Raw genomic sequence first — 24,311 nt, forward strand, 5'->3', positions numbered from 1 at the left:
AAATCCTTCAAGCCGCACGCACGGCGGAGGCCGCCCGCGCGCGCATCCAGGCATGCATGTGCGCCGCCACGTCGCGGCCGTCGCGAATCGCCCAGACCACCAGACTCGCGCCGCGGACGATATCGCCTGCAGCGAACACGCCGTCGAGGCTGGTCATCATCGTGCGCCCGTCGGTGCGCAGCGTGCCCCAACGCGTGACGCCCAGCGTCTCCGCGCCGAACATCCTGGGCAGATCCTCGGCTTCGAATCCCAGCGCCTTGATCACAAGGTCGGCGGGCATGTTCATCGCGGCGCCGGGGTCGACCTCGGGCGAGCGGCGGCCACTGGCATCGGGCGCCCCGAGCCGCATCCGCGACGCGCGCACGCCGGAGACGGTGTCGCTGCCACCGAACGCTTCGGGCGCGGAAAGCCAGACGAACTCGACGCCCTCTTCCTCGGCATTGGCGACTTCGCGCTGCGAGCCCGGCATGTTGGCCCGGTCGCGGCGATACAGGCACTTCACCGACGCCGCGCCCTGACGCACCGCAGTGCGGACGCAGTCCATCGCCGTGTCGCCGCCGCCGATCACCACGACATGCTTGCCCGCAGCGTTCAGGCTGCCGTCGTCGAAGGCGGGCACTGCGTCGCCGAAGCTCTTGCGGTTGGAAGCGGTTAGGTAATCCAGCGCCTCGACCACGCCCCGCGCGCCGACGCCCGGCGCCTTGATGGCCCGCGCCTTGTACACGCCGGTGGCGACCAGCACCGCGTCGTGGCGGCTGCGCAGCTCGTCGAGGCTTGCGTCCCGGCCAACTTCGAAGCTCGTGTGGAAGACGATGCCGCCTTCCTCCAGCCGGGCGACGCGGCGCATCACCACGTCCTTTTCCAGCTTGAAGCCGGGAATGCCATAGGTCAGCAGCCCGCCGGCGCGGTCGTGCCGGTCATAGACATGCACGGCATAGCCCATTTCGCGCAGATACTCGGCGGCGCTGAGCCCGGCGGGGCCCGCGCCGATAATTCCGACCGACTGGCCCTTGTCCGGACCGGCGCGCACCGGCTCCACCCAGCCTTCTTCCCAGGCCTTGTCAGTGATGAACTTCTCGACCGAACCGATCGTCACTGCGCCGTGGCCGGAGAACTCGATCACGCAATTCCCCTCGCACAGCCGGTCCTGCGGGCAAATGCGGCCGCAGATCTCGGGCATGGTCGAGGTGGCATTGGACAGCTGATAGGCTTCCTGGAGCCGACCCTCCGCAGTCAGCCGCAGCCAATCGGGGATATGGTTGTGAAGCGGGCAATGCACCGAGCAATAAGGCACGCCGCATTGCGAACACCGCCCTGCCTGCGCTTCCGCGTCGGGAACCGCGTAGCGGTTCGCGATCTCCTGGAAATCCTCAGCGCGCAGTTCGGCTGGACGCTTGGCCGGGTAAGCCTGCTCGAGGGCCACGAATTTCAACATCGCATCATTTGCCATGGCGCACGTTTAGCGATGCGGTGCGCTCAAGTCACGCAGGATTCAACCAGTAAGACAGCTACGCTGACCTATTTTGTCAACATTGTTCCTACTGCAGATGGCTTCTCGCATCTTCAGCAGAGAAGAAGAGGCCGAAACGGCCTTATCGCATCGACAGCCATACCAACGCCGCGGCGCCGGCAACGATCCGGTACCAAGCAAAGGGGGCGAACCCGTGCTTGGTCACGACCGCCAGAAACGCCTTGATCACCGCCAGCGCCACCAAGAACGACACAAGGAAGCCTACGCCGATCAGCCCGAAGCTGTCGGCGGTCAGCGCATCGCGATGCTTGAACAGCTGCAGCACGGTCGCACCGGTGAGGGTCGGCAGCGCCAGGAAGAAGCTGAAATCGGCGGCGGTCCGGCGATCAATGCCCAGCGCCATCGCCCCCATGATCGTCGCGCCCGAGCGGCTGACGCCCGGGATCATCGCGATGCACTGGACCAGCCCGATCTTCACCGACTGTGCGAACGACACCCCGGCGATGCCGAGCACATTCTCGGTCCGCGCCAGCCGCTCGACCACCAGGATGGCGATGCCGCCGGCGATCAGCGCCCAGGCAACGACCTGCGCGTTTTCGAGCAGCGCCTCGATCTGGTCGTTGAAGGCGAGGCCCAGCGCTACGGCAGGGACGAAGGCGATCAGCAGGTTGCGCACGAACGCGACCGAATTGGCCTCCCACTTCAGCAAACCGCGCCCGACGGCCAGGAAGGTGCGCCAGTACAGAACCACGATAGCCAGGATCGCGCCGGGCTGGATCGCGATGTTGAACACCGCCCATTGCGCGGCATCATAGCCCATGAGCTCGCTGGCGAGGATCAGGTGGCCGGTGGAGGAAACCGGCAGGAACTCGGTGATGCCTTCGACGATGCCGAGCAGGATCGCCACGAGGTATTCGTTCATTCGCTGTTTCCCGCCCCTGCATGGTGCCGCGGCCGCTACTGGCCGCGGCGATGGCCTGTCAGGCCGTCTGGCCGAGCGCGCCGAAGCGGCCGTTGCGGCGGAACCGCACCAGCCAGGCAGGCGCCACCGTCGCCAGCGGGGTCGGCGAGACCCCCAGCGCCTGGAGCCCCTCGGCGCCGGCATCGACGATGTTGTCGTGCTGGAGCATGCGCCACTGATCCTTGCTGATCGGCGCGCCCGGCAGCATCGGCAGCAGGCCGCCGAGTGCATCCGGCAGCTCCACGAAATGCACCTTGCGCCCGAGCGCGCCGGCGATCCAGCGGTGCAGCTCGGCGAGCGTCATCACGTCCGGGCCGCCCAGCGCATAGGTCTTGCCGCCATGCGCCGGGGGATCGCTCAGCGCGGCCAGCACCGCCTGGGCGACATCGGCGACATAGACCGGCTGAAAGCGCGCCGTGCCGCGCACCACCGGTACAACCGGCAGCAGCGAGATCATGCCGGCGAAGCGGTTCACGAACGCGTCTTCCCGGCCAAACACGACCGAAGGGCGCAGGATCGTGGCCTGGGGGAAGACGTCGAGCACCGCGCGCTCGCCCTGCCCCTTGGTACGGCCATAGTCCGAATCGGAATGGGGGTCCGCGCCGATCGCCGAAAGGTGCACCAGCGCCTGGACACCCGCACGCGCCGCGGCCTGCGCGACGGTGCGGGCGCCCTCGACATGCACTGCCTGCATGCGCGGGCCGAAGGTGCCGGCCAGGTTGACCACGAGGTCCGACCCCTCAATCGCGCGGGCGATCGTGTCAGGCCGAGTCACATCGGCGGCGATGAGCTGGGTCTGGCCAAGGCCCCCCAAAGGCTTGAGGAAAAAGGCATCGCGCGGCCGCGACTGCGCGATGCGGATGCGCGCGCCGGTGCGGTACAGTTCCTGTGCGACGTAGCGGCCGAGAAATCCCCCGCCGCCGATCAGCGTTACCAGCCTGTCCTTCATGCCTGCCTCTATGTGTCCAGTGGCCGTTCCCATGCCGCGCACGGGGCCAAACGGCAAGCGGCTTGGCCATGCTGCGCGTATTTGCGCGAAATGTGCGTTGACAAGCCCACCGGCCCTCCCCTAGAGGCGCCGGCCTACCCCGTGCCCAGATGGCGGAATTGGTAGACGCACCAGCTTCAGGTGCTGGCGATCGCAAGGTCGTGGAGGTTCGAGTCCTCTTCTGGGCACCATTTTCCAGTCCGGTGACGTCCATCAACGTCGCGTAAGTGGCTGGGGGCCAAGGCCTTTTTCAATTATCTTTTCCGACGAGGTTCGGGTGAGTTCGCCGACATACCAACAGCATTGTTGGTCTATTTCGGCCCTGGATTCGCCCGTTTTCGGACGGAGATACCAACATGGCTCTTACGGCACTCGCGATCAGGAACGCCCAGCCCCGGGCGAAGGCCTACAAGCTCGGCGACGGTCGATCCCTCTACCTTCTGGTTATGCCCAACGGCGCCAAGTACTGGCGCCTGAGCTACCGATTCCTCGGCAAACAACGGGCGCTCGCGCTCGGGGTCTGGCCGGAGGTCAGCCTGGCCGAGGCGCGCGAAAAGCGCGATGCCGCACGCAAGATGGTGGCCGACGGCACCGATCCTTTCGTCGAGAAGAAGCGTCGAAAGCTTCGTGCACAGATAGACGCCAACACCACGTTCAAGGGCGTGGCGGAAGAGTGGTTCGTAAAGATCACCCGCGAGGAACGCGCCCAGGTGACGCTCCGCAAGGTGCGCTGGCTGCTGGACATGATCTATCCGTTCCTAGGCGATCTGCCGATCGGGGAGATCGAAGTGCAGGAGGTGCTCGCGGTATTGCGCAAGATCGAGGCGACAGGCCGCTACGAGAGCGCGCGCCGCATGCGCAGCGTCATCAGCCGCGTGTTTCGCTATGGCATCGCGACCGGAAGGGCGAAGCACGACGTGGCGCGCGACCTGCGCGGTGCCATCATCGTCCCGAAGACGAAGCACCACGCCGCGATCACCCGCCCCAAGGAAGTTGGGGTGCTGCTTCGCGCGATCGAGGACTGCTCGTGCCACGCAATCACCAAGTTCGCCCTGCGAATGACGCCGCATGTATTCGTGCGCCCTGGGGAACTGCGCCGGGCCGAGTGGAGCGAGTTCGATCTCGACCGTGCCGTCTGGTCGATCCCTGCCGAGAAGATGAAGATGCGCTGGCCGCATCAGGTGCCGTTGTCGCGTCAGGTGCTCGACCTGCTCGGCGAGGTGCGGCCGCTGACCGGCCACAGCCCCTATGTCTTCCCGGCAATGCACACGTGGAAACGCCCGATGTCGGAGAATACCGTCACCTTCGCGCTTCGGCGGATGGGCTACAGCGGCGACGAGATGACCGCGCACGGCTTCCGCGCAACGGCGGCGACGCTTCTCAACGAGATGGGCCTCTGGAATCCGGATGCGATCGAGCGGCAGCTCGCGCACATGGAGAACAATGGCGTTCGGCGCGCCTATGCTCGCGGCCAGTATTGGGAGGAGCGGGTGCGGATGATGCAGCACTGGTCCGACTACCTCGACCAACTCCGCGTCGGTGACAGCGGCAGCAGCAAGTCTGCCGATGGTGGTAACGTGGTCTCTATCGACTTCGCGCGACGCGGCGCGCGAGGCCCATGATGTGCTCGTCGAGTGGCGGCATTTGGTGTCTCGGCGGAGGCATCAAAACTCCCAAGCCGCGGAAAGTCGAGGGCCGCAATGCGCCCAAATCCAGCCATCGCTGCAGTTCTCCAGCCTTCCGGGAAGCTCGCCCTCGTGCCGATCAGGAGCGCCGGATCGTCTCACCGATCCTGACTGCCTCCAAGCCCAGCCACGAAGCCATCCTACTCAGCTCGTCCGCGAGGCGCGCGACGGTTTCGTTCGGAGCACCGGGCTCAAGCGTTACGCGGTGCGCGAGGAGTACGCCGGCCTGCCGGTCAGCCTTGAGATCGACGCGCGCGACTAGCGCCTCGTCCATCAGGAAGGGCAGGACGTAATAGCCATGCGTGCGTTTTTCCTGCGGCACGTAGATCTCGATCCGATAGCGAAATCCGAAGAGGCGTTCCGCGCGACTACGGTCCCATATCAGGGGATCGAACGGTGCAAGCAGCGCGGCGTTGTGAACTCGGCGAGGCAAGCGCGCGTCGCGATGCATCCAAGCCTTTTGGCTCCAGCCTTTGACACGGACGGGAACGAGGGTGCCGGCCTCCGCGAGCGCTGCGATCGCATGATCCCCCTCGTCTGGCTTCAAGCGGAAATAGTCACGCAGGTCAGCGGCGGTGGCCACGCCAAGCGCTCGGGCACTCCGCTCTATCAACGCGCGTTGCGCGCTTCCGACCTCAGGGGTGGGAAGATCGAGAACGGCACTAGGCAGTACCCTCTCAGGCAGGTCGTAGACCCGCGCGAAACTGCCGCGGCGCGTGGCCGTCGTGATCTTGCCTGCCCAAAATAACCATTCGAGCGCATGCTTTGTTTGGCTCCATTCCCACCAGCCGCTTCTGCTTGAGCCATTCTCGAAGTCGGCAGCGGTTAACGCTCCCTCGCCCCTGATCCGATCAAGCACTTCCTGAGCCTGAGGACGAAGCTCCCCAGCGAAGCGCTTCAGTCCCTGGTATCCAATCTCGCCCCGTTCGGCGCGAGCCATACGCCAGCGCAGGAGCGGATGAAGATCGAGTGGAAGAAGCGAGGCTTCGTGCGCCCAATATTCGAACAGGCGCCGTTGACGCTTGGGACCCCAGGCGTCGCGCTCGAGCAACGTGCGATCGAAACTGCCGACCCGAGAAAACGCGGGGAGATAGTGGGCCCGCGTCAGCACGTTCACACTATCGATCTGGAAAAGCCCGAGCTGATCGATGGTCTTCCGCAGGTGTGCGGGGGTTGGCCGTTCCCGTCGACCGCTCGTGAAGCCCTGAGCGGCGAGTACGACACGCCGTGCGTGTTCAAGAGACAGGCTGATCACCACCAAGCCGTGGCGGCAACAGCCCTCAAGCGTCAACCTTCAACCATTCCCACCAATCAGGAGGCGGCGCTGGCGCTCAAAGCAGGACCTTCGAAGACCGGCTGTCTCTCCCGAAAACCGTCAGTAACGCACCGTCGTGCGATCGCGGGGTCATCAGCTCGAGTGACGCTCTGCCATGTAACGCCCCGGGGACGTACCGAGCGCTTTGCGGAACATCGTCACGAAGCTGGGCACGCTCTCATAGCCAAGGTCACCAGCCACGCGCTGGATCGAGGCGCCCCCGGCGAGCCACTTTACCGCAAGCACGATGGCGAACTGCTGGCGCCAGCGGCCGAAGCTCATGCCGGTCTCCCGACATACCAGACGCCCCAGCGTTCGTTCGCTCATGCCGGCGCGCTTCGCCCAGACCGTCAGGCTGCCCCGATCTGCGGGCGAAGCCATCATTTCATCCACAATTTTGCGCAGGCGAGGATCGCGCGGCATTGGCAGATGTAGATCCTCGACCTGTGCCGAACCCAGTTCGTCGAGCAGCACCGCCACCAGCCGCGCGTTCGCGCCATCTTGTTCATAGAAATAGGGCAGACGCGCAGCACGGGTCAGAAGCTCGCGCAGGAGCGGTGTCACCGAAACCGCGCAGCATGTCTGCGGTAACTGCGTGCCCACGGCAGGATCGACGAACGCATTATAGCCTTCGAGCATGCCGGTCACCTTGATGGCATGGAGCGCACCGCCCGGTATCCAGATCGCGCTGCGCGGCGGGACGATCCACAATCCGCCTTCCACCTCGCAACTGAGCGCACCGCGCTGGACGAGCATCATCTGGCCCTTTCTGTGGCTGTGCTGCTCAAGCTCGAAGCCACCCGTGTCGGACATCTCGGCACCGAACGCCACGATCGGGCGCGGCACCTCGTCTGGATCGCTCCAATCGAAGTCTTCGGCGTCGCTTAGGATCGGCAAGGCGGGCACCCACAGCAGGCGGGCGCAATGGCGAGATCGAATAACATTCTGTCCGGCCTTCGTAATGACGACATGCTCGGTGCCCGGTATCCGGTCGGCGTCACCCCGTCGAGGCCGGAAGCGCAGGCCGCATCGATATAGGAAGCATGCATGAACACTCTGGACAGCAGCCGTGTCGCCGATCTTCTGAGGAGCCTGCACCAAGAGGCCGAAGCGTCGGATCGCGAACATCTCGAGACGATGACGACCGCGTTCAACGGCCCGGGCGGCACTGAGCAAATGATCTCGGACATTCTTGCGGACGAGCAGGCCGACTATTCGACCATCTATCACCGCTACGCCGACAATTTCCTGGCGGTCTCGCCGGACTATGGGCGTTTCCTCTACGCGATGGCGCGAGCCCGCCAGGCGACCCGGATGGTCGAGTTCGGCACATCGATGGGAATTTCGACAATCTATCTTGCGGCCGCGCTGCGCGACAATGGCGGCGGTCATCTCATCGGCAGCGAGATGGAGCCAACCAAGGTGGCACGCGCGCGGGCGAACCTCGATGCGGCGGGGCTCGCCGATCTTGTCGATATCCGCACCGGCGACGCGCTCGAGACGCTCCAGGCAATCGGCGGCGAGGTCGACCTGTTGCTGGTGGACGGTGCCTTCTCGCTCTACCTGCCAGTGCTCAAGCTGGTCGAGCCCTGGCTGAAGCCCGGCGCGGTAATCCTCGGCGAAAACGCCTTCGAGCCAGAATATCAGGGCTATGTCCGCAACGCTGCCAACGGTTACGTCTCGTTTGCCCTTCCCGATGAAAGCCGAGGCAATGCATTTACCGTGAAGGTATCGTGATGCCGGCCGCGGGGTTGCAGGAACGCTCCACCAGAGAACCGGGGCGGTTGAGCAAGGCGATGATGCGCCTGTGGATGAAAACGGCGACCATCGTGGCAACCGAGCGATTGGCCGACCGCTTCCATTTGATCACGCTGGAGGGGCCGGCACTCGCGGATGTGCCTTGGTTGCCCGGACAGAAGGTGCAGATCGCGATGGGCTCGGCCTTCGTCACGCGGACCTACACGCCGGTCGAGTGGAACCCGTCCACCGGGCGAACGTGCATTCTAGGCTATGCTCATGGCGAAGGACCCGGAAGCGCCTGGCTCCGTACTGTTGCGCCCGGTGACGAATGCAGCATCTTCGGCCCGCGCGCATCGCTGGACCTCTCGCGCGTGCGGGGCCCCGCTCGTCATCGTCGGTGACGAGACCTCGATAGGTCTCGTTTATGCGGCAACCCACCAGGACCCGACGCGTCTCGTATCGGCTTGCCTCACCGTCGAAGACGTCGAGAGTGCACGACGGGTCGCCGAGCACCTTGGTCTCCTTGATGTGGCGCTGGTTGCACGGAGAGGCGACGATTCGCACTTCGCGGCAATGGAAGCGACGCTCGCTGAGGCCGCCGTGGATGGCGCATCCCTCGTGCTGACCGGGAATGCGGGGACGATCCAGCGGCTTCGCCAGGGCCTGCGGCCGCGATCGTTTCCTACCGGGCGTGTCATCACGAAAGCTTATTGGGCCCTTGGAAAGACTGGTCTTGACTAACCCCGCACCTCAGCAATGCTGCCTGCCCCGCTGGAACCTGCCTCACCGCTTGCTGCCTACTTCCGGTCGTAGTGTTCACACCTCAAGCGCACAAAACCCGCTCCGCCAGTCGGCAATCTGATGGCCACGTCAGTTCCGTTCGAACAGCCGCTTCAGGCTCGGATAAAGGATGAAGGTCGACCGGCCGATTTTCACGGTCTCTATGGTGCCCTCCCCGATCAGTTCGTAGATCGTAGAGCGGCAGATGCCCGTCAGTTTCACCGCAGCGGAGATCCGCACGGCGATCGGATCCATCGCTTCGGGGTCGGTCGGAAGGGAGCCAGCGCTCATTTCGCCCTCCCCTTCTTGAACCCGCGATCGCTCTCGATGAACGCGACGAGCATCGCCGGGATGAGATCGACGACCGGCTCCTCCCGGCCATAGGCCTGAGCATAGAGTGCGGCATAGTCGTTGAGAGCCTGGTTCAGGTCCGGCGTTACCGAAATGCTGAGCTTGACTGGCGTGCGGTCGCGCAGCTGCGCGAGCTTGATGTCAGGCATGTTATCGCTCCTGGCGCGGCGAGGGTGCGAGGACGATGTCCTTGTGCACCACGACGCGGAGTGGCCAGCCGGGCCGCACCTTGAGGGTCGGCTGGACGTTGAGCTTCTTGGTGACGATCTGGTCGCCTGCGCGCGAGGTGCCCTGCTGGGCGGACTCACGGATCGCGCGGACGAGGTCGCCTTCGCTATTGCCCAGGCTCAGCTCGGTGCCGACCCCGAGCAACGTCGACAGGGTCACACCCTTGAGCAGCTGCCAGGTATGGACGTCGACCTTGTCGTCCAGGCCGGCATAGCCAGCCGTGTCGGTCGCGGGCACATTGTCGATCCGGATCGAACTGCCGTTCGGAAAGACGATGCGCTGCCAGACAACCAGGGCCCGGCTTTGCCCATAGGCCACGACGCTGTCGTAGCTGCCAATCAGGCGGGCTCCTTGCGGGACGAGCAGGAGCTGGCCGGTGGCGCTGTCATAGGCGTTCTCGGTCACCTGGGCGGTGACGAGCCCGGGCAGGTCCGAGTTGAGCCCCGTGATCAGGCTCGCGGCGATGATGCTGCCGGCGCTCAGCGTATATGGCGAGACCGGCGCAACCAGACCGTGGGGGTTGATGTCGCTGGTCTGGTCCTTGCTGGCGAGGAAGTCGGCCTTGCGTTGCTGGTTGCCGGGATCGCGCGCGGGATCGACGGCGATCGTCGCCGAACCTCCTTCCCGGGCCGGCGCAGCCGTCGGCATAGCGGCCGATGGAACAGTGCGCATTGCGTGCTCGGAGCTGCCGAGCTGCATCATGACACCGGACTGGCGGGCCGCCTTGCGCTCGGCGAGAAGCCGCTGTCGCTCGGCTTCGGCCGCTTGTGCGGCATGGTCCGAAGAGCCTGCGGGCGGTAATTCCCCGAAGGCCTCCTGCCGGCGCAGGATCGGGCGCCCGAGGTCGCCGGGCAGTGGCGGCCCGAGCTTCGGCACGTCGCCATAGCTTTTCGGCGCGCCGGCAAGTGCATCGTCGGGAGCCCGACTTGCAATGTCCTTCTGGTCGTCGGTGCCGGCGACGATCCGGAACGTTGCAGGCTTGAGCGCGAGCCAAGTGACCCCGACGATCGCTGTCGAACCCAACGCCGCGATAGCGATGATCGCGCCGCGGCGAAAGCGGATGACTCGGCCGGGGCGGCCGCGCAGCACAAGCGTCTCCGGGTCGAGCTTCGGCGCAGCCGTAGTAGTGGGCGTGGGCTCGCTCATGACGCCCTCCGCTGCCGACGCGGCCGGTCGCCGGCCGTGCGGCTGATCCGGACAACGGATTGCTTCTTCGCTCCCAAGCGTAGCTCGGCGGCATCGAACAGCCGGTCAACCACATAAAAGCGGCCCGACATACGGTAGTTGACGAGCTGGAGATCGCCCCGATCGCCGATGACGAACAGAGGCGGGGCTTCTCCGACGCCGACGCTTGCGGGAAACTCGATGAACGTCTGGCGGCCATCGTCGAAGGCGCGCAGCGGCCGCCAGCCTGGCTTGTCTCCGCTCACGGCGTAGCCGAAGTCGAGTTGCTCGACCGCCAGGCTCGCCGCGACAGGCTTTGCGGCTTCCGCCGACGCCTGTTGGCGGCGGATCGCGATCAGTTCGTCCTGCGGATAGGTCCAGCATAGCGCGGCCATCGCAGTGGCCGGCGTGCTCTCGAGCTGGAGATGGTATGCGCGCCGATCGGTTGTGATGACGAGGTTGGTCGAGAGTCCGGCCGTGAACGGCTTCACGAGGATATGGACCCGCTTGCTATCGCCAGCGCCGCTCGTCGTGTCTCCAACGGTCCACCTGGCGGTGTCGCCGGCGGCCACCGAGACGATCGCCTCGCCGGGCTGCAGGGCGACGTCCGTTACGCGCTCGGGCGCGGCGAACAGCCGGTACAGGACGCCATCGGCATAGGGATAGACCTGAACGGCGTTGACGAAGGCAGGTGCGGCGGGCTCCTGGGTCGCCTTTTTGTTCGCCCTGCGAACCCGAAGCTCGGCCGGCGATGGCCTGTGGCGATGGCGTATCGGGGGACGCGCTACCGGCGGCGGAGGAGCGACGGGATTTGCAGCAGGCGCCGGGGAGCCGGGTCCCACGTTGGCGGACTGAGGCGGTTGAGGAGGCGACGTTTGTGCGAAGGGGGGCACCGCGACGAGCGCGCTGGCCGCAAGCAGGATGCGGTTCATCGGCGTATCTCCGGTTGGGCTTGGGAGGGCGGGCCTAGGCTGAGATCGAGCGGCGATCCGCCGGCCACGCTGGGATCCGGGATAGGTTTCGGCGCCGCGCTCGGCACATGGTCGGCGGGGGTCTCAAGCTCCCGGCTCCAGTCGATCGCGTCGACATACAGGCCGAGCGGGTTCTTCCGCAGCGTCTCGGCGTCGCGCGGGGGCTTGAGCAGGACGGTGACGATCGCGGTCCAGCGCGAGGTCCCGGCAAGGCTGCCCCGCTCATAGGCGCGCTCCGACCATTTGACCTGGAAGCTCGTCGCCGAGGCCCGAACCACGCTGGTCACCTGGACCGACACGGTCTTCTCGCCGACTGCGTCGAACGGGTTCGCCGAGCGGGCATATTCCCCGAGGAAAATCGCGCCGCGCTTGGTCGCGAAGTCATAGGCATGAAGCCAGTTCTCGCGCATCAGCACCGGGTCGAGCGAGCGCCCGCGGACGTCGGTGATGAAGCGGGCAAGGAACCACGCAACCTGCGGATCGGTCGGCCGGTAGTCGGTCGCCGCCGGCGAGACCGCCTGCGCCTGGCCGAGATTGTCGACCTCGACGACATAGGGCACGACGCGGCTCTGCATCGACTGCCAGACCAGTCCCCCGGAAAGGCCGATGGTCAGCACCAGTCCGCCGAACGCCATCAATCGCCAGTTCCGCGCCTGGGCACGGGCGGAGCCGATCCGCTCGTCCCAGAGCTGGCCAGCCCGCTGATAGGGTGTCTCGGGTTCGTCCGTTCGCCCGTAGCGCTGGACGGCACGTTTGAAGCGCATCAGTCCTTCTCCTTGATGTCGGGTGTGGCGCCGCCACCGCCGCGATCCGAGCCTTGCAGGGCGTGAACTGCCATCTGGCGGTGGTGACGGCGGGATTGCGTATTCTGGAGGTCGCGTGCCCAGCCGGGCATGGCGCTAGACGCGGCGGGCGCCGTTTCCCCGGGGGACCCTGCGCCAGTCGTTCCCGCATTCCATGCCGCGCGGCGGCCCTGGGTGGTGGCGTCGAAAAGTCCCAGCGCGCTGCCCATGCCCTGGGCGGCAGCGCCGCGTGCCGCAGTCGCGACACCGACAATGCCGGCGCCGACGCTCTTCGATCCGGAGGTTTCCTGGCCAAGCTTGTAGGCAGTCGATGCCGCCGAGCCCATCGAGGTGCCCGCACGGATCGCGCCGAGCCCGGTGCCCGCAAGCCCCTTCGCGGCGGCGACACCTGCGCCGCCGGCGGCAGCGAAGCCCCCGGCCGCGAGTGCCGTGGTCGCGACCGCCGAGCCGGCGCCAAGCTGCGGGGCGCCGGAGACGAGGCCGGACGCGATGCCGGGCCCGAAGATGCCCAGCCCCAGCAGTGCCAGGCTGGCGAGAACGAGCGTCATCGCCTGGCCGATATCAGGCTCCTGGCCCTGGAGCGCGGAGGTGAACTCGGTGAAGAAGCCCGAGCCGATGCCCACGATGACGGCGAGCACCATCACCTTGATACCCGAGGAGATGACGTTGCCGAGCACGCGCTCGGCCAGGAAGCTGGTGCGGTTCCACAGCGCGAACGGCACCAGGATGAACCCGGCCAGCGTCGTCAACTTGAACTCAAGGATGCAGACGAACATCTGCACCGCGAGGATGAAGAAGGCGACGATCACCACTAGCCAGGCAATCAGGAGCACCATGATCGTCAGGAAGTTGTCGAAGAAGGTGGTGAAGCCGAGCAGCTCGCTCGCCTGGTCGAGCAGCGGCCACGCGGCCTGGAACCCGGTCCCGGCGAGCCGTCCCGGGCGCAGCAAGTCGTCTGCGGCGAGCGCCCCGCCGCCCGCGGTGAGGCCCGCCTGCGCGAAGGATCGGAAGATGATGTCTGCGAGCGACGAGAAGCGGTTCAGGATCAGCGCGAACGCGCCGATGTAGAGGATCTTCTTGAGGAAGCGGCCGATGATGTCGTCCTCGCCGCCCATTGCCCAGAACAGGCCGGCGAGGGTGATGTCGATGCCGATCAGCACCGATGTCAGGAAGCCAACATCGGGACCGAGCAGGCCGAACCCGCTATCGATGTAGCGGATGAAGTCGGCCATGAAGCGGTCGATCACGTTCAGGTCGTTCACGGGCCTGTCCTTGAGTTGGGTGCCGCGGGACCCTGGCGAGGGGAGCGGTAGCCAGGGCCCCGCGGGCTGCGGTCGCAGCGGCGGGGGCACGATCCGCCGCGACCGGTCTCGCTATTGCTGGCGGGTGTAGGCGTTGCCGCTCCCGAGGAACTTGCGCGTTCCCGCGCGCGACGCTTCGGACTCGGTCAGCTGGCGCTGCTTCTCGAGCGCATCGGCGCGGAACTGCGCAGCCATCATCTGCTGGAGCGCGAGTTGCTGCTTGGCGGTCAGCGCGAGAAGCTGGTTGGTCGCCTGGACGGCAGCGAGCGAGCCGTCGGCTCCCTGGCTTCGCGCGATCGCCGCCGCGAGTACCTCCGCGTCGTCGCGCGAGGCCTCGACGATCTGGCTCTGGACAGCCATCGTCCGGCGAAAGGCATCGCTGCTCGCGTCGTAGCGGGCCCGCGCAGCCTGCAGCCGTTGGTCGCGCGTCGAGGCCGGGTCGAACGCGCGCGGATAAAGCGCGCGCAGCCTGGCATCGAGCTGGTCGACGCGGAAATCGAGGCCTTGCGCCTGCTTCATGAGCCGGTCGATGCCATCGAGCTTGTCGAGCAGCCCCTGGAGCTGGGGGAAGTCGATGGACTTCAGGTTCCTGTCCATCCGGAGCAGCACCTGCGCTTCGTTCTGAAGCGACTGGAGCTGGTTGTTGATCTGCTGGAGCGTGCGGGCCGCGGTCAGAATATTCTGGCTGTAGTTGCTCGGATCGAACACGGTGACCTGCGCGCGCGCCGACGTGGCGAAGCCCATGGTGAGCGAGCCTGCGGCAGCCACGCCGAGCGCGGTCGCGACCAGGTATTTGCGGGTGAGGATAGGCATCACTTCTACTCCTTGGCTTGGGGATCGGGGAATTGGGGGAGCAGCGCCGCGGCCCAGTCGAGGCCGGCGTCATCAAGGAACCTGGCGGCGAAACCAGCCCGGCCATGCTCGGCGAGCAGCGTATCAATACGCATTAGGGTGGCGGGGTCGGAGGCGCCGCACAGCGCCAGGGCGATGGGCCCCAGGCCCAGCTCGAACAGCCGGTTTCCCGCCGACGACTGCAGGTAATAATGCCGCTTGGGCGTGGCCCGGCTGACGAGCTCGATCTGCCGGTCGTTCAGCCCAAACCGCTCGTACGCGGCGCGGCCCTGCGGTTCGATCGCCGCGGCATTGGGAAGCAGGATGCGCTGCGGGCAGCTCTCGATGATTGCCGGCGCGATGCCGCTGTCGGCAATGTCCGCGAGACTCTGGCTTGCGAAGATCACCGCGACATTCTTCTTGCGGAGCGTCTTGAGCCACTCGCGAATGCGCGCGGCGAACAGGGGATGGTCGAGGAACTTCCAGGCCTCGTCCAGGATCAACAGCGTCGGGCGGCCGGTGAACCGCTCCTCCAGCCGGTGAAACAGATAGGTCAGGACGGGTGCGACCACGCTGCCCGTGCCCATCAGCGCCTCAGTCTCGAAGCACTGGACGTCGGCCATGCGAAGATCGTCCTCCGCGGCGTCGAGCAGCCGGCCGAACGGACCCTCGAGCGTGTAGGGCGCGAGTGCCGAGCGGAGCGCCGTGGACTGGAGCAGCAGCGCGAGACCGGTGAGGGTACGCTCCTCGATCGGGGCGCTCGCGAGGCTGGTCAGCGCCGACCAGACCGCTTCCTTCACCTCGGGGGTAACCGCGACCTTCTCATGGGCCATCAGTGCGCCGACCCACTCGGCGGCCCAGGCACGCTCCTCTTCCCGGTCGATCCCGGCCAGCGGCTGGAAGGCGATCGTTTCACCGGCATCGCCGCCGAGTCCGAGGCCGTGATGCCCGCCGCCCATCGCCAGCGTCGCCGCGCGCGCCGAGCGTCCCATGTCGAAAACGTAGACCTGGCTGCCTGGGTAGCGGCGGAACTGCAGCGCAATCAGCGCGAGGAGGACCGACTTGCCCGCGCCCGTGGGTCCGACGATCATCATGTGGCCGACATCGCCGACATGCGTCGACAGGCGGAAGGGAGTCGAGCCGCTGGTCTCGACAAGGAGTAGCGGCGGCCCATCGAGATGGCGGTTACGTACCGGCCCCGCCCAGACGCTCGATAGCGGCATCAGGTGCGCCAGGTTGAGCGTGTGGACGAGCGGCTGCCGGACATTGGCATAGACCTGCCCCGGCAGGCTCGACAGCCACGCCTCAACGGCATTCACGCCTTCCCGGATGCAGGTAAAGCCGAGGCCGTTGACGATCCGCTCGACCGCGCGAACTTGGTCCTCGACCCGCGCGCGATGCGCGTCGGCCACGGTGATCGTGGTGGTCAGGTAGCCAAAGGCAACATGGTCGCCGCCGAGCGCTTGGAGTGCCAGATCTGCATCGACCATCTTATTGTCGGCGTCGCTGTCGAGCAGCTGGACCGGCTGGTTGTAGATCACTTCGCGGAGCATCGCGGTGACCGATTTGCGCTTGTTGAACCATTGCCGGCGCAACCGGGTCAGCACCTTGGTTGCGTCGGCCTTGTCGAGCGCGATGAACCGGGTGACCCAGCGATAGCCGAAGTCCTGGTGGTTGAGCGCGTCGAGGATTCCCGGGCGCGTCGCGTTGGGAAAGCCCAGGATCGTGAGCGTGCGCAGGTGCAGCTCGCCGAGCATTGGCTCGAGCCCGCCAGTGAGCGGCGTATCGACGAGTAGGCCGTCGAGGTACATCGGCGTGTCAGGCACGGCGATCCTGTGGCGGCGCGGCGAGATCCGGCCGTGCAGGAAGGTCAGCGTCGCCGCATCGTCGAGCGCGGCGATCTCCGGCATGAAGCCGGAGAAGAGGTCGAGCGCGCGATCGGTCTCGGCGACGAAGCCCTCGAGTGCCTGGCGCCAGTCGCGCCCTTGTTTATCGCCGCTCCGCTCCACCAGCGTGCGGCCGGCGCTGTCCGCCTGGTCGGCAGGCGGCAGGAAGGTCAGCGTCAGATAATAGCGGCTCTCGAAATGAGCGCCTGCGGCTTCGAAGGCTGCCCGGCGCTCCTCCTCGACGAGCCATGACGCCGCATCGGGGAAGCTGCTCTCCGGATAGCCCAGCGCTTCGTGGCGCTCGGCCTCGATGTGGAGCGCCCAGCCCGAGCTGAAGCGCTTGAGCACGTTGTTTGCACGGGCGCAGGCAGAAACCAGTTCCGCCTCGGTCGCGGACTCAAGGTCGGGGCCGCGGAAGCGCAACGTACGCTGGAAGCTGCCGTCCTTGTTGAGCACCACACCGGGGGCGACCAGCGCGGCCCAGGGCAGATGGTCGGCCAGCCGGTCGGCACGTCCGCGATATTCGCGCAGGTTCAGCATGTGAGGTGTCCCCGTTGGCGGAGGTGTCGAGCCAGCACCGCAGCGAAGTCGGGGTCGCGCTTGGCTGCGAACACGGCGAGCGTGTGCCCCAGCGCCCAGACGACCAGCCCGGCGATCCATTGCTGGAGGCCGAGGCCGAGTGCTGCCGCGACGGTGCCGTTGACAATCGCGATCGTTCGCGGCGCGCCGCCGAGCAGGATCGGCTCGGCGAGCGAGCGGTGCAGCGGCGCCTCGAACCCGTCGACATGCTGGCCGTCACCGATCATCCGACCAGCGCCCCGCCGCCGAATGAAAAGAAGGACAGGAAGAAGCTGGATGCCGCGAAGGCGATCGACAGGCCGAAGATGATCTGGATGAGCTTGCGAAACCCGCCACCGGTCTCGCCAAAGGCAAGCGTCAGGCCGGTCGAGATGATGATGATCACCGCGACGATCTTGGCGACCGGGCCCTGGACGGACTCCAGCACCTGCTGGAGCGGCTCCTCCCAGGGCATGCCGGACCCGGCGGCATAGGCCTGGGTCGCGGCGCATGCGGCCGCGCTCGCGAGGGCTAGTAGGGCCAGGCTTGGCCCAAAAGCGGGCACATTGAACGTTTTCATCGGTCAAGCTCCTTTGTTTGCGAGGTGGAAGGGGGCGAGCGCGTAGGCGCCGGTGTCCGGATCGACGCCGGAGACGCGCGCGATCGTATCGATGCGGCGATGGGCACCGCGGCCTGCGATGAACACCACGACGTCGATCGCCTCGGCGATCAGGCGACGCGGCACGGTGACCACCGCCTCCTGGACCAGCTGCTCGATGCGGTAGAGCGCGGCCTCGGCCGAATTGGCGTGGACCGTGGCGATCCCGCCAGGGTGCCCGGTGTTCCAGGCCTTGAGCATGTCAAGCGCCTCGGGGCCGCGCACCTCTCCGACGATGATGCGGTCGGGCCGGAGGCGTAGCGTCGAGCGGACGAGGTCGGTCATCGAGACGAGCCCCGGCCGCGTCCGCAAGGCCACCGTGTCCGGCGCGGGACTCTGCAGCTCGCGCGTGTCCTCGATCAGGATGACCCGCGCATCGATCCAGCCGATCTCGGCGAGCAGTGCATTGGCGAGCGTGGTCTTGCCCGAGCTGGTCCCGCCGGCAACGAGGATGTTGAACCGCTGGGTTACGGCCGCGCACAAGGTCGCAGCGGCGGCAGCGTCCATGATGCCGTCGGCGACATAGTCGTCGAGCGTGTAGAGACGCTGGGCGGGCTTGCGGATCGAAAAGCAGGGGCCGGTCGATACCGGCGGAAGCACGCCTTCGAAGCGCTCGCCGGCACGGCCTTCGCAATGCGGCGGCAGTTCCGCCGAGATGATCGGCTGGCCGGCATGCACCTCGGCACCGGCATGGCTGGCAACCAGGCGGACGATGCGGTCGACCTGCGCGGCCTCCAGGACGATGCTCGTATCGATCCTGCCTTCGCCGAGCCGGTCGAGGCGCAGTGACCCGTCGGGATTGACCATGATCTCGAGCACCAGCGGGTCGGCAAGCGCCGCGGCGATGTCGGGTCCCATGGCGGTGCGCAGCATCGCGCGTTGCCGGTCGGCGGAGAGCGTACCGGTCATCGACCCTCCTCCCCGGGAAGAAGCGTGCGGTGCCCGGTCGCCACGGCACGACCGACCTGCGTCACGAAGGCCTCGAAGCGCGCGCGCCCCTGCGCGCGACCGACTTGGTCGTTTTCGGCAAGCGGTGCCTGGATCGAGAGCTCGAAGCGGATGAACAGCGCCAGCGTCTCGAGCACGACCTGGCTGTCGCGCTCGAGACGGCCTAGGGTGTTGGACATTCGGTCGAGGCGAAGCGCGAAGCGCTCCTCGAGCTCAGACGTGCCGCGCCGGTTGAGCCAGGCCGTCACCGCATCGGCTAGGATCGCGGACTTGGACGCGCCCGGCTTCGCAGCGAGCGCCTCGAGCCGATCGCTGAGCGGCTTGTCGAGGAAGAGCTGGTGGCGGACGCGCTCGACCATCTCAGAACTCCATCTCGAGATCGCCGGACCGTGCGTCCGCCATGTCGATCGCGAAGGCGCGCCGGGCAGCGCTGGCCGCTTGGTCGAGCATGCGCTTGTCTGCGGCCGGATCTGCGTCGTCCTCGCCCAGGCCGAGCGGACCTGCAGGGGTAAGGTCGACAGGAGTTGGGGGCTCGGCTTCGTGGGCCGGGTGGCGAGCCTGTTCGAGTCCGCCGCCCTCCTCCTCGCTCTGCGCGATCTCGGCGGAAAGCCGATCGTCCACCGGGCGAACCCGCCCTTGCCAGTCGTCTGGACGCGCTGGCGGAAGGTCCGCGGTCTCTGCCGCGCGAAGCGGCAGCACTCGCGCTTGGAACGCCGGCTCCTCGAAGTAGCGCAGCTTGCGCGCCCGGACCGGAGGGTGCCCTGCGACAAGCACCAGCTCATCGGTCGGCGGCAGCTGCATGACTTCGCCGGGAGTCAGCAGCGCGCGGGCAGTCTCCTGCCGACTGACCATGACATGCGCGAGCCAGGGCGCGAGGCGGTGCCCCGCATAGTTGCGCATCGAACGCTGCTCGGTGGCGGTGCCGAGCGCGTCGGAGATCCGCTTGGCGGTGCGCTCGTCGTTGGTTGCGAAGGCGATCCTGACATGGCAATTGTCGAGGATCGAATTGTGCTCGCCATAGGCCTTCTCGATCTGGTTGAGGCTCTGCGCGATCAGGAAGGCGCGGACGCCATAGCCGGCGAGGAAGGCGAGGCTCGTCTCGAAGAAGTCGAGCCGGCCGAGCGTCGGGAACTCGTCGAGCATCATCAGCAGCTTGTGCCGTCCGGGCGCGCCCGAGGCGTGAAGCTGTTCGGTCAGGCGCCGTCCGATCTGGTTGAGCACCAGACGGATCAGCGGCTTGGTGCGGCTGATGTCGCTCGGCGGCACCACCAAATAGAGCGACACCGGATGCTTGGCGGCGACAAGGTCCTCGACGCGCCAGTCGGATGCCGCCGTGACGGTCGCGACGGTCGGGTCGCGATAGAGGCCGAGGAACGACATCGCAGTCGAAAGCACGCCCGATCGCTCATTGTCGGACTTGTTGAGTACCTCGCGCGCCGCCGACGCCACGACCGGATGCACGATCGGCATCTCGTCGCTACCGAGATGGTTCGTCGCCATCATGGCGTGGAGCGTTTCGGTGAACCGACGCCGGGGATCGGACAGGAAGGCCGCGACCCGGGCCAGCGTCTTCTCCTCCTCCGCGTAGAGGACGTGCAGGATCGCGCCGACGAGCAGCGAATGGCTGGTCTTCTCCCAGTGATTGCGACGGTCGAGCGCCCCCTCGGGGTCGACAAGAATGTCGGCGATGTTCTGGACGTCGCGGACTTCCTCGGCGCCGCGGCGCACCTCGAGCAGCGGATTGTAGCGCGCCGATCGCGGATCGGTCGGATTGAACAGCAGGCAGTGCGAGAAGCACGAGCGCCAGCCGGCGGTCAGCTGCCAGTTCTCACCCTTGATATCGTGGACCACGGTCGAACCGGTCCAGCTGAGCAGCGTCGGTACGACGAGGCCGACGCCCTTGCCCGACCTGGTGGGCGCGAAGGCCATGACATGCTCGGGGCCGTCATGGCGGAGATAGCGTGCGCCAAGCCGCCCGAGGAAGATGCCCGCCTCCGCCGCAAGGCCCGCGGCACGAATGTCACGCGAGCCGGCCCAGCGCGCCGAGCCATAGGTGCTGACGTTACGCTGCTGCCGTGCGCGCCACACCGACCCGGCGATCGCCGCGCCGCAGCCAAGCAGGCCGCTGGCGGCTGCGATGCTGCCTGCTTCGTCGAATACCACCGGCGCATAGGCGTCGAAATGGAACCACCAGGGGAAGATTGCCCAGGGCGCGTAGACCGGTGTGTTTCCGAGGAGGAACCACGGTGCGCCAAGCTCGGGCTGATAGGCCAGAGATGCGGCCGCCCACTGGGTGGCGGTCCACACGCCACCCAGCACGATCGCCGCGACGATCAGCATCTGGCCGAAGAGGAGCTTCGTAGGAGTCATGCGGGCCTCCGCCCGCGCGACTCAGTGCGGCGGGCTCAGCCTCGAATGTCGCTCCACCGCGGCTAGAACGTCAGGATCTCCCGGGTGACGCCACCTGCGTTCTTGGTGCCAGCCAGACTATCCAGCTCCCGCTCGAACGCGCAGGTGCCGACTGCCCGTAGGACAGCGTCGGCCGGTCACCGCGTTCGTTGAGGGGCCGCCGCCGTCATTTATGGCCGCCATGCCCTGCATTCTGGTTGTTGTTGCGGCTTGGCGTGTTGTCGCTGTTGTCCTGCTTCTTGTTGCCACCCTCGTCGTGCTTGCGGCTCTGGTCGAAGTCGCCCTTCTTCTTGTGGTCCGTCATCGTGCCTCTCCTCTAGTGTGGCATTCTCGGGATGCGCCTGACCCGCATCGTGCCGGGACAAGTCTTGACAGCAGCGGTGACTTGCATGGCCATCGGTGCTCCAGCAACTTCCTGAACCGCCCGGCCGCGGCGCCGTTCCGGCAAAAATCGTGTTTCAAACGTGGGTTAGTGGATGCGATGCGACCCTGGCGCGGCAGCAGCGTTGGTGATCGGAGGGAGAGGATGATGCCCGTCGACAACCTGACCCGCTTGGCCGACTTGGTGGCCGAAGCTGCCGAGCCTTTGCCGAACCTGGACGACCCCTCCTTCGCGGGCGCGTTCGACCGCTTCGGCGATGCCCGCGTGGTCTGCCTCGGCGAAGCGAGCCACGGCACCTCCGAATTCTACCGCGCACGCGCGGCGATCACCCGGCGCTTGATCGAGCAGCATGGCTTCACGCTGGTTGCCGTCGAAGCGGACTGGCCCGACGCGGCGGTGCTGGACCGCTTTGTCCGCGACAAGCCGCGCGTGCCCGAAGCTGCGCCGGCGTTCACGCGCTTTCCGACCTGGATGTGGCGCAACGAAGAGTTCGCCGCATTCATCGGCTGGCTACGGGAGCACAACCACACGCGAGCCGAGGCCGAACGCGTCAGTTTCCACGGCCTCGACCTCTACAATATGAGCGCGTCTGTCGCGGCGGTGATCGGGTATCTCGACAGGATCGATCCAGCCACCGCTGCCGACGCGCGCAAGCTCTACGGCTGCCTCAAGCCGTGGAAGGAGCAGCCCGAAGTCTATGGCCATGTCGCGAAGAGCGAAGGCTATGGCCGGTGCGAGGCTGGCGTCGTGCAGATGTTGCGAACCCTGATCGAGCGCGAGCCGTTCTATGCGCCGGACGATCCGGACTCGTTCCTCGACGCGGTGCAAAATGCGCGCCTGGTCGCCAATGGCGAAGCCTATTACCGCGCGATGTACTATGGCTCGGCGGCAAGCTGGAACCTGCGCGACGAGCATATGGCAGACACGCTGGACGTGCTGCTGCAGCGCAAGGGCCCGGCCGCCAAGGCGGTGATCTGGGCCCACAACAGCCACATCGGCGACGCACGCTTTACCGACATGGGCCAGAGCCGGGACGAACTGAACCTGGGCCAGCTTGTGCGCGAGAGGTACGGGGACACGGCCTGCCTGATCGGCTTCGGGACCCATGCGGGATCGGTCGCGGCTGCGGATGACTGGGATGCGCCTATGAAGATCAAGGCGGTCAATCCGTCGCATTCCGACAGCTTCGAGCGGATCCTGCACGAGAGCGGGGTCGAACGCTTCCTGCTCGATCTGCGCGAGGAAGTCGCCACGGACCAGCTGCGCGAGGCGCTGCTGGAAGAGCGACTTGAGCGTTATATTGGTGTGATCTACCGCCCGGATACGGAGCGCTGGAGCCACTATTCCGAGGCATCGCTCGCAGCCCAGTTCGACGCCTTCGTCTGGTTCGACACCACCAAGGCGGTTACGGCGACCGCCGGTCCCGAACAGGCGGGTCCGGACGACACCTGGCCATTCGGCCTCTGAGGCTCGCGCCGCGATACGCCTCCGGCTTTAACACACTCTCGTCGGAGTGGCCCGGTCAGCGCGTCCGGTTGGCGGAGCGCGGCCGTTGTAGAACACCGGGTCCCAAAGCTGCACGGGATGACCCTCTCACCTGCGCTCGGCAGCCTCGCGGCTTCGCATGCTGGTCCAAACCCCTGCCGCCAGCCCGGCAAACAACAGGCCGCTGGCGGCATGCAGCACCATCTGCCCGGCCTCTCCCTCGGCAGCGGTCCTAACCAGCACCAGGTCTCCTGCCGGGGTGATCAGCGTCACCAGCAGCACAAGGAGCACAGCGCGGGCCGAGGCGTACAGCGTGAGCAGGGCGATATAGCCGGCGAGCGCGAGGTCGCGCAGGCCGACGGCGCGGACATAGCCTTGGCTCTCCGGACGGGTCGCAGGAACGCCGAACAGGCTCGCCGCCGCGTCCACTCCGAAGAGGAACAGCACGCCCAGGCCGGCGAACAACAGGCTCGCTGCGAGCAGTGTCCAGCGCAGCGCCCGCGCCTTGATCCTCACACCAGCCACGACAGCGCCTGCCGTAGCCAGTTCGTGCCATCGCGCTCGAACCATTCGCCATGCGCGAAGATCACGCGCTCTGGGGCGAGCCCCAGCATCTCGTCGAACGCCCTCGCGGCCTCGCGACGGTGCAAGCGCAGAATCGCGCGCAAATAGCGCGGCGTCGTGCCGGCGTGGGCACCCGAGAGCAGGACGAACGCGCGCGTCCATGCCGGCAGCCTGTCCGAGGGCATGTGCTGCACCACATCGGTCAGGATCAGCGTGCGCGATTGGCGATGGAAGAAATAGACTTCCGAGAAAGCGGTGCTGCGGATGAGACTCTGGTCGACCTCTCCGTCCCATTCGGGCGGCGCGCGTTCGCCCAGGTCCCGGTCGAGCCGCAATCCGGAAGCGCGTACCTGCGCACGATCGCGCAGCCCCGGTGCTGCCCATGTCAGCGCATCGGGAAAGCGGGTTTGCCACTCCCCAAGCAGCGTCCAATGCGCGATATTGGGCGCAACCAGGTGACGCACCGGCCCGAGCGCGCGCACCTCGTCGACCAGGGATTCGGTGATCTCCGTCGGCGAATGCATCAGCAGGTCGCCGCTGCAAAGTCGAAGGATCGTCATCCGGATCGGCAAAGCCACGCCGCCAGGCCGGATCGGACCGCTGTCCACGATCCATATATTCTCCCCAACCGGCTTCAGCGTGTTGAGCGGCGGGTAGGTCGCGGCCTCGTCCGCCTCCTCGTCCGGTCCCCGGGTTTGTTGAACGGCCCGGACCGCTAGGAAGGCCGCGGCACTTCCTGCGACCGCCAGGGCGACGAGCTTTGCGCTCCGCTTGTTGGACATGAGCACCGGCCTCCAGCTTCGTTTTGGAGGATCGTCGCTGAGCGCAGTTG

The 24,311-nt window shown here is 66.6% G+C and carries 26 protein-coding genes and 1 tRNA gene; 6 read left to right on the forward strand and 21 right to left on the reverse strand.

All coding sequences use genetic code 11. The annotated features are described in order from the left end of the window. Nucleotides 1–7: 7 nt before the first annotated feature. From LZ586_RS09830 to LZ586_RS09840, 3 genes are all read right to left on the reverse strand, one after another. Nucleotides 8–1,450 (reverse strand): NAD(P)-dependent oxidoreductase, encoded by a 1,443-nt coding sequence (locus LZ586_RS09830; RefSeq protein ID WP_235076120.1) that lies wholly within the window; start codon nt 1,448–1,450, stop codon nt 8–10. A 142-nt stretch (nt 1,451–1,592) separates the two neighbouring features. Continuing rightward, the gene (locus tag LZ586_RS09835; RefSeq protein ID WP_235076121.1) at nt 1,593–2,393 is read right to left on the reverse strand and encodes an undecaprenyl-diphosphate phosphatase; all 801 of its coding nucleotides are present in this window, start codon (nt 2,391–2,393) and stop codon (nt 1,593–1,595) included. Between the two features lie 58 nt (nt 2,394–2,451). Then, the gene (locus LZ586_RS09840) at nt 2,452–3,381 is read right to left on the reverse strand and encodes a complex I NDUFA9 subunit family protein (protein ID WP_235076122.1); all 930 of its coding nucleotides are present in this window, start codon (nt 3,379–3,381) and stop codon (nt 2,452–2,454) included. Between the two features lie 143 nt (nt 3,382–3,524). On the opposite strand from LZ586_RS09840, the gene LZ586_RS09845 reads away from it, so the two are divergent. Together LZ586_RS09845 and LZ586_RS09850 are read left to right on the forward strand one after the other, a co-directional pair. Then, a tRNA-Leu gene (locus tag LZ586_RS09845) sits at nt 3,525–3,611 on the forward strand. A 165-nt stretch (nt 3,612–3,776) separates the two neighbouring features. Beyond that, nucleotides 3,777–5,042 (forward strand): tyrosine-type recombinase/integrase, encoded by a 1,266-nt coding sequence (locus LZ586_RS09850; RefSeq protein ID WP_235076123.1) that lies wholly within the window; start codon nt 3,777–3,779, stop codon nt 5,040–5,042. Between the two features lie 142 nt (nt 5,043–5,184). On the opposite strand, the gene LZ586_RS09855 is transcribed toward LZ586_RS09850, so the two are convergent. Both LZ586_RS09855 and LZ586_RS09860 read right to left on the reverse strand, forming a co-directional pair. Next, entirely contained in the window at nt 5,185–6,363 is a 1,179-nt protein-coding gene (locus LZ586_RS09855; protein ID WP_235079776.1) for a winged helix-turn-helix domain-containing protein, read from the reverse strand. 150 nt (nt 6,364–6,513) lie between these two features. After that, nucleotides 6,514–7,326 (reverse strand): AraC family transcriptional regulator, encoded by an 813-nt coding sequence (locus tag LZ586_RS09860; RefSeq protein ID WP_235076124.1) that lies wholly within the window; start codon nt 7,324–7,326, stop codon nt 6,514–6,516. A gap of 141 nt (nt 7,327–7,467) precedes the next feature. Between LZ586_RS09860 and LZ586_RS09865 the strand changes: the two genes are divergently transcribed. From LZ586_RS09865 to LZ586_RS18285, 3 genes are read left to right on the forward strand one after another with little or no spacing between them, the layout of a single operon-like run. Then, nucleotides 7,468–8,157, forward strand: a complete 690-nt coding sequence (locus LZ586_RS09865; RefSeq protein WP_235076125.1) for an O-methyltransferase — start codon at nt 7,468–7,470, stop codon at nt 8,155–8,157. Then, nucleotides 8,157–8,561 (forward strand): siderophore-interacting protein, encoded by a 405-nt coding sequence (locus LZ586_RS09870; RefSeq protein ID WP_235076126.1) that lies wholly within the window; start codon nt 8,157–8,159, stop codon nt 8,559–8,561. Before LZ586_RS09865 ends, LZ586_RS09870 begins: the two co-directional genes overlap by 1 nt. Beyond that, on the forward strand, nt 8,482–8,901 hold the full coding sequence (locus LZ586_RS18285; protein ID WP_413777337.1) for an SIP domain-containing protein: 420 nt from the start codon (nt 8,482–8,484) through the stop codon (nt 8,899–8,901). The genes LZ586_RS09870 and LZ586_RS18285 overlap by 80 nt, the downstream gene beginning before the upstream one ends. A gap of 129 nt (nt 8,902–9,030) precedes the next feature. On the opposite strand, the gene LZ586_RS09875 is transcribed toward LZ586_RS18285, so the two are convergent. The 14 genes from LZ586_RS09875 to LZ586_RS09940 form a co-directional block, all read right to left on the reverse strand. Beyond that, entirely contained in the window at nt 9,031–9,231 is a 201-nt protein-coding gene (locus tag LZ586_RS09875) for a helix-turn-helix domain-containing protein (RefSeq protein WP_235076127.1), read from the reverse strand. Beyond that, a complete protein-coding gene (locus tag LZ586_RS09880) occupies nt 9,228–9,440 on the reverse strand; it encodes a DUF2274 domain-containing protein (RefSeq protein WP_235076128.1) in 213 nt (70 codons plus the stop codon). Before LZ586_RS09880 ends, LZ586_RS09875 begins: the two co-directional genes overlap by 4 nt. A gap of 1 nt (nt 9,441) precedes the next feature. Beyond that, a complete protein-coding gene (locus LZ586_RS09885; RefSeq protein WP_235076129.1) occupies nt 9,442–10,665 on the reverse strand; it encodes a TrbI/VirB10 family protein in 1,224 nt (407 codons plus the stop codon). Continuing rightward, on the reverse strand, nt 10,662–11,615 hold the full coding sequence (gene trbG / locus LZ586_RS09890) for a P-type conjugative transfer protein TrbG (RefSeq protein WP_235076130.1): 954 nt from the start codon (nt 11,613–11,615) through the stop codon (nt 10,662–10,664). The genes LZ586_RS09885 and trbG overlap by 4 nt, the downstream gene beginning before the upstream one ends. Continuing rightward, a complete protein-coding gene (gene trbF, locus LZ586_RS09895) occupies nt 11,612–12,418 on the reverse strand; it encodes a conjugal transfer protein TrbF (protein WP_235076131.1) in 807 nt (268 codons plus the stop codon). Before trbF ends, trbG begins: the two co-directional genes overlap by 4 nt. Beyond that, entirely contained in the window at nt 12,418–13,719 is a 1,302-nt protein-coding gene (gene trbL / locus LZ586_RS09900) for a P-type conjugative transfer protein TrbL (protein ID WP_235076132.1), read from the reverse strand. The genes trbF and trbL overlap by 1 nt, the downstream gene beginning before the upstream one ends. Nucleotides 13,720–13,830: 111 nt before the next feature. Then, nucleotides 13,831–14,571 (reverse strand): P-type conjugative transfer protein TrbJ, encoded by a 741-nt coding sequence (trbJ, locus tag LZ586_RS09905; RefSeq protein WP_235076133.1) that lies wholly within the window; start codon nt 14,569–14,571, stop codon nt 13,831–13,833. 5 nt (nt 14,572–14,576) lie between these two features. Next, nucleotides 14,577–17,015 (reverse strand): conjugal transfer protein TrbE, encoded by a 2,439-nt coding sequence (trbE, locus tag LZ586_RS09910; RefSeq protein ID WP_235076134.1) that lies wholly within the window; start codon nt 17,013–17,015, stop codon nt 14,577–14,579. Next, nucleotides 17,009–17,281: a VirB3 family type IV secretion system protein gene (locus LZ586_RS09915; RefSeq protein WP_235076135.1), complete on the reverse strand. Its 273-nt coding sequence runs from the start codon at nt 17,279–17,281 to the stop codon at nt 17,009–17,011. Before LZ586_RS09915 ends, trbE begins: the two co-directional genes overlap by 7 nt. Further along, entirely contained in the window at nt 17,278–17,613 is a 336-nt protein-coding gene (locus tag LZ586_RS09920) for a TrbC/VirB2 family protein (RefSeq protein ID WP_235076136.1), read from the reverse strand. The genes LZ586_RS09915 and LZ586_RS09920 overlap by 4 nt, the downstream gene beginning before the upstream one ends. 3 nt (nt 17,614–17,616) lie before the next feature. Further along, nucleotides 17,617–18,600 carry a P-type conjugative transfer ATPase TrbB gene (trbB, locus tag LZ586_RS09925; RefSeq protein WP_235076137.1) on the reverse strand — a complete coding sequence of 328 codons (984 nt, stop codon included), beginning with the start codon at nt 18,598–18,600 and terminating at the stop codon, nt 17,617–17,619. Continuing rightward, the gene (locus tag LZ586_RS09930; protein WP_235076138.1) at nt 18,597–18,998 is read right to left on the reverse strand and encodes a CopG family transcriptional regulator; all 402 of its coding nucleotides are present in this window, start codon (nt 18,996–18,998) and stop codon (nt 18,597–18,599) included. The genes trbB and LZ586_RS09930 overlap by 4 nt, the downstream gene beginning before the upstream one ends. A 1-nt stretch (nt 18,999) precedes the next feature. Continuing rightward, a complete protein-coding gene (locus tag LZ586_RS09935; protein ID WP_235076139.1) occupies nt 19,000–21,009 on the reverse strand; it encodes a conjugal transfer protein TraG in 2,010 nt (669 codons plus the stop codon). A gap of 205 nt (nt 21,010–21,214) precedes the next feature. Beyond that, complete coding sequence (locus LZ586_RS09940) at nt 21,215–21,352, reverse strand: hypothetical protein (protein ID WP_235076140.1); 138 nt, start codon at nt 21,350–21,352, stop codon at nt 21,215–21,217. Between the two features lie 222 nt (nt 21,353–21,574). Here LZ586_RS09940 and LZ586_RS09945 point away from each other — a divergent pair, with 222 nt between their 5' ends. Continuing rightward, the gene (locus tag LZ586_RS09945) at nt 21,575–22,897 is read left to right on the forward strand and encodes an erythromycin esterase family protein (RefSeq protein ID WP_235076141.1); all 1,323 of its coding nucleotides are present in this window, start codon (nt 21,575–21,577) and stop codon (nt 22,895–22,897) included. A gap of 126 nt (nt 22,898–23,023) precedes the next feature. Here LZ586_RS09945 and LZ586_RS09950 read toward each other — a convergent pair whose 3' ends face one another. Beyond that, the gene (locus LZ586_RS09950; RefSeq protein WP_235076142.1) at nt 23,024–23,440 is read right to left on the reverse strand and encodes a DUF4267 domain-containing protein; all 417 of its coding nucleotides are present in this window, start codon (nt 23,438–23,440) and stop codon (nt 23,024–23,026) included. Further along, a complete protein-coding gene (locus LZ586_RS09955; RefSeq protein ID WP_235076143.1) occupies nt 23,428–24,261 on the reverse strand; it encodes a DUF4336 domain-containing protein in 834 nt (277 codons plus the stop codon). Before LZ586_RS09955 ends, LZ586_RS09950 begins: the two co-directional genes overlap by 13 nt. Nucleotides 24,262–24,311 lie beyond the last annotated feature (50 nt).

Source organism: Sphingomonas sp. S2-65, from assembly GCF_021513175.1.
GTDB lineage: Bacteria > Pseudomonadota > Alphaproteobacteria > Sphingomonadales > Sphingomonadaceae > Sphingomonas.

Coding starts and splice junctions, on each gene's coding strand:
- LZ586_RS09920 (WP_235076136.1), bottom strand. CDS start 17,613: ATGAAAACGTTCAATGTGCCCGCTTTTGGGCCAAGCCTGGCCCTACTA.
- trbB (WP_235076137.1), bottom strand. CDS start 18,600: ATGACCGGTACGCTCTCCGCCGACCGGCAACGCGCGATGCTGCGCACC.
- trbE (WP_235076134.1), bottom strand. CDS start 17,015: ATGCTGAACCTGCGCGAATATCGCGGACGTGCCGACCGGCTGGCCGAC.
- LZ586_RS09865 (WP_235076125.1), top strand. CDS start 7,468: ATGAACACTCTGGACAGCAGCCGTGTCGCCGATCTTCTGAGGAGCCTG.
- trbJ (WP_235076133.1), bottom strand. CDS start 14,571: ATGCCTATCCTCACCCGCAAATACCTGGTCGCGACCGCGCTCGGCGTG.
- trbG (WP_235076130.1), bottom strand. CDS start 11,615: ATGAACCGCATCCTGCTTGCGGCCAGCGCGCTCGTCGCGGTGCCCCCC.
- LZ586_RS09940 (WP_235076140.1), bottom strand. CDS start 21,352: ATGACGGACCACAAGAAGAAGGGCGACTTCGACCAGAGCCGCAAGCAC.
- LZ586_RS09840 (WP_235076122.1), bottom strand. CDS start 3,381: ATGAAGGACAGGCTGGTAACGCTGATCGGCGGCGGGGGATTTCTCGGC.
- LZ586_RS09935 (WP_235076139.1), bottom strand. CDS start 21,009: ATGACTCCTACGAAGCTCCTCTTCGGCCAGATGCTGATCGTCGCGGCG.
- LZ586_RS09885 (WP_235076129.1), bottom strand. CDS start 10,665: ATGAGCGAGCCCACGCCCACTACTACGGCTGCGCCGAAGCTCGACCCG.
- LZ586_RS09955 (WP_235076143.1), bottom strand. CDS start 24,261: ATGTCCAACAAGCGGAGCGCAAAGCTCGTCGCCCTGGCGGTCGCAGGA.
- LZ586_RS09915 (WP_235076135.1), bottom strand. CDS start 17,281: ATGATCGGTGACGGCCAGCATGTCGACGGGTTCGAGGCGCCGCTGCAC.
- LZ586_RS09870 (WP_235076126.1), top strand. CDS start 8,157: ATGCCGGCCGCGGGGTTGCAGGAACGCTCCACCAGAGAACCGGGGCGG.
- LZ586_RS09850 (WP_235076123.1), top strand. CDS start 3,777: ATGGCTCTTACGGCACTCGCGATCAGGAACGCCCAGCCCCGGGCGAAG.
- LZ586_RS09945 (WP_235076141.1), top strand. CDS start 21,575: ATGATGCCCGTCGACAACCTGACCCGCTTGGCCGACTTGGTGGCCGAA.
- LZ586_RS09880 (WP_235076128.1), bottom strand. CDS start 9,440: ATGCCTGACATCAAGCTCGCGCAGCTGCGCGACCGCACGCCAGTCAAG.
- LZ586_RS09830 (WP_235076120.1), bottom strand. CDS start 1,450: ATGGCAAATGATGCGATGTTGAAATTCGTGGCCCTCGAGCAGGCTTAC.
- LZ586_RS09835 (WP_235076121.1), bottom strand. CDS start 2,393: ATGAACGAATACCTCGTGGCGATCCTGCTCGGCATCGTCGAAGGCATC.
- trbF (WP_235076131.1), bottom strand. CDS start 12,418: ATGCGCTTCAAACGTGCCGTCCAGCGCTACGGGCGAACGGACGAACCC.
- LZ586_RS09875 (WP_235076127.1), bottom strand. CDS start 9,231: ATGAGCGCTGGCTCCCTTCCGACCGACCCCGAAGCGATGGATCCGATC.
- LZ586_RS09930 (WP_235076138.1), bottom strand. CDS start 18,998: ATGGTCGAGCGCGTCCGCCACCAGCTCTTCCTCGACAAGCCGCTCAGC.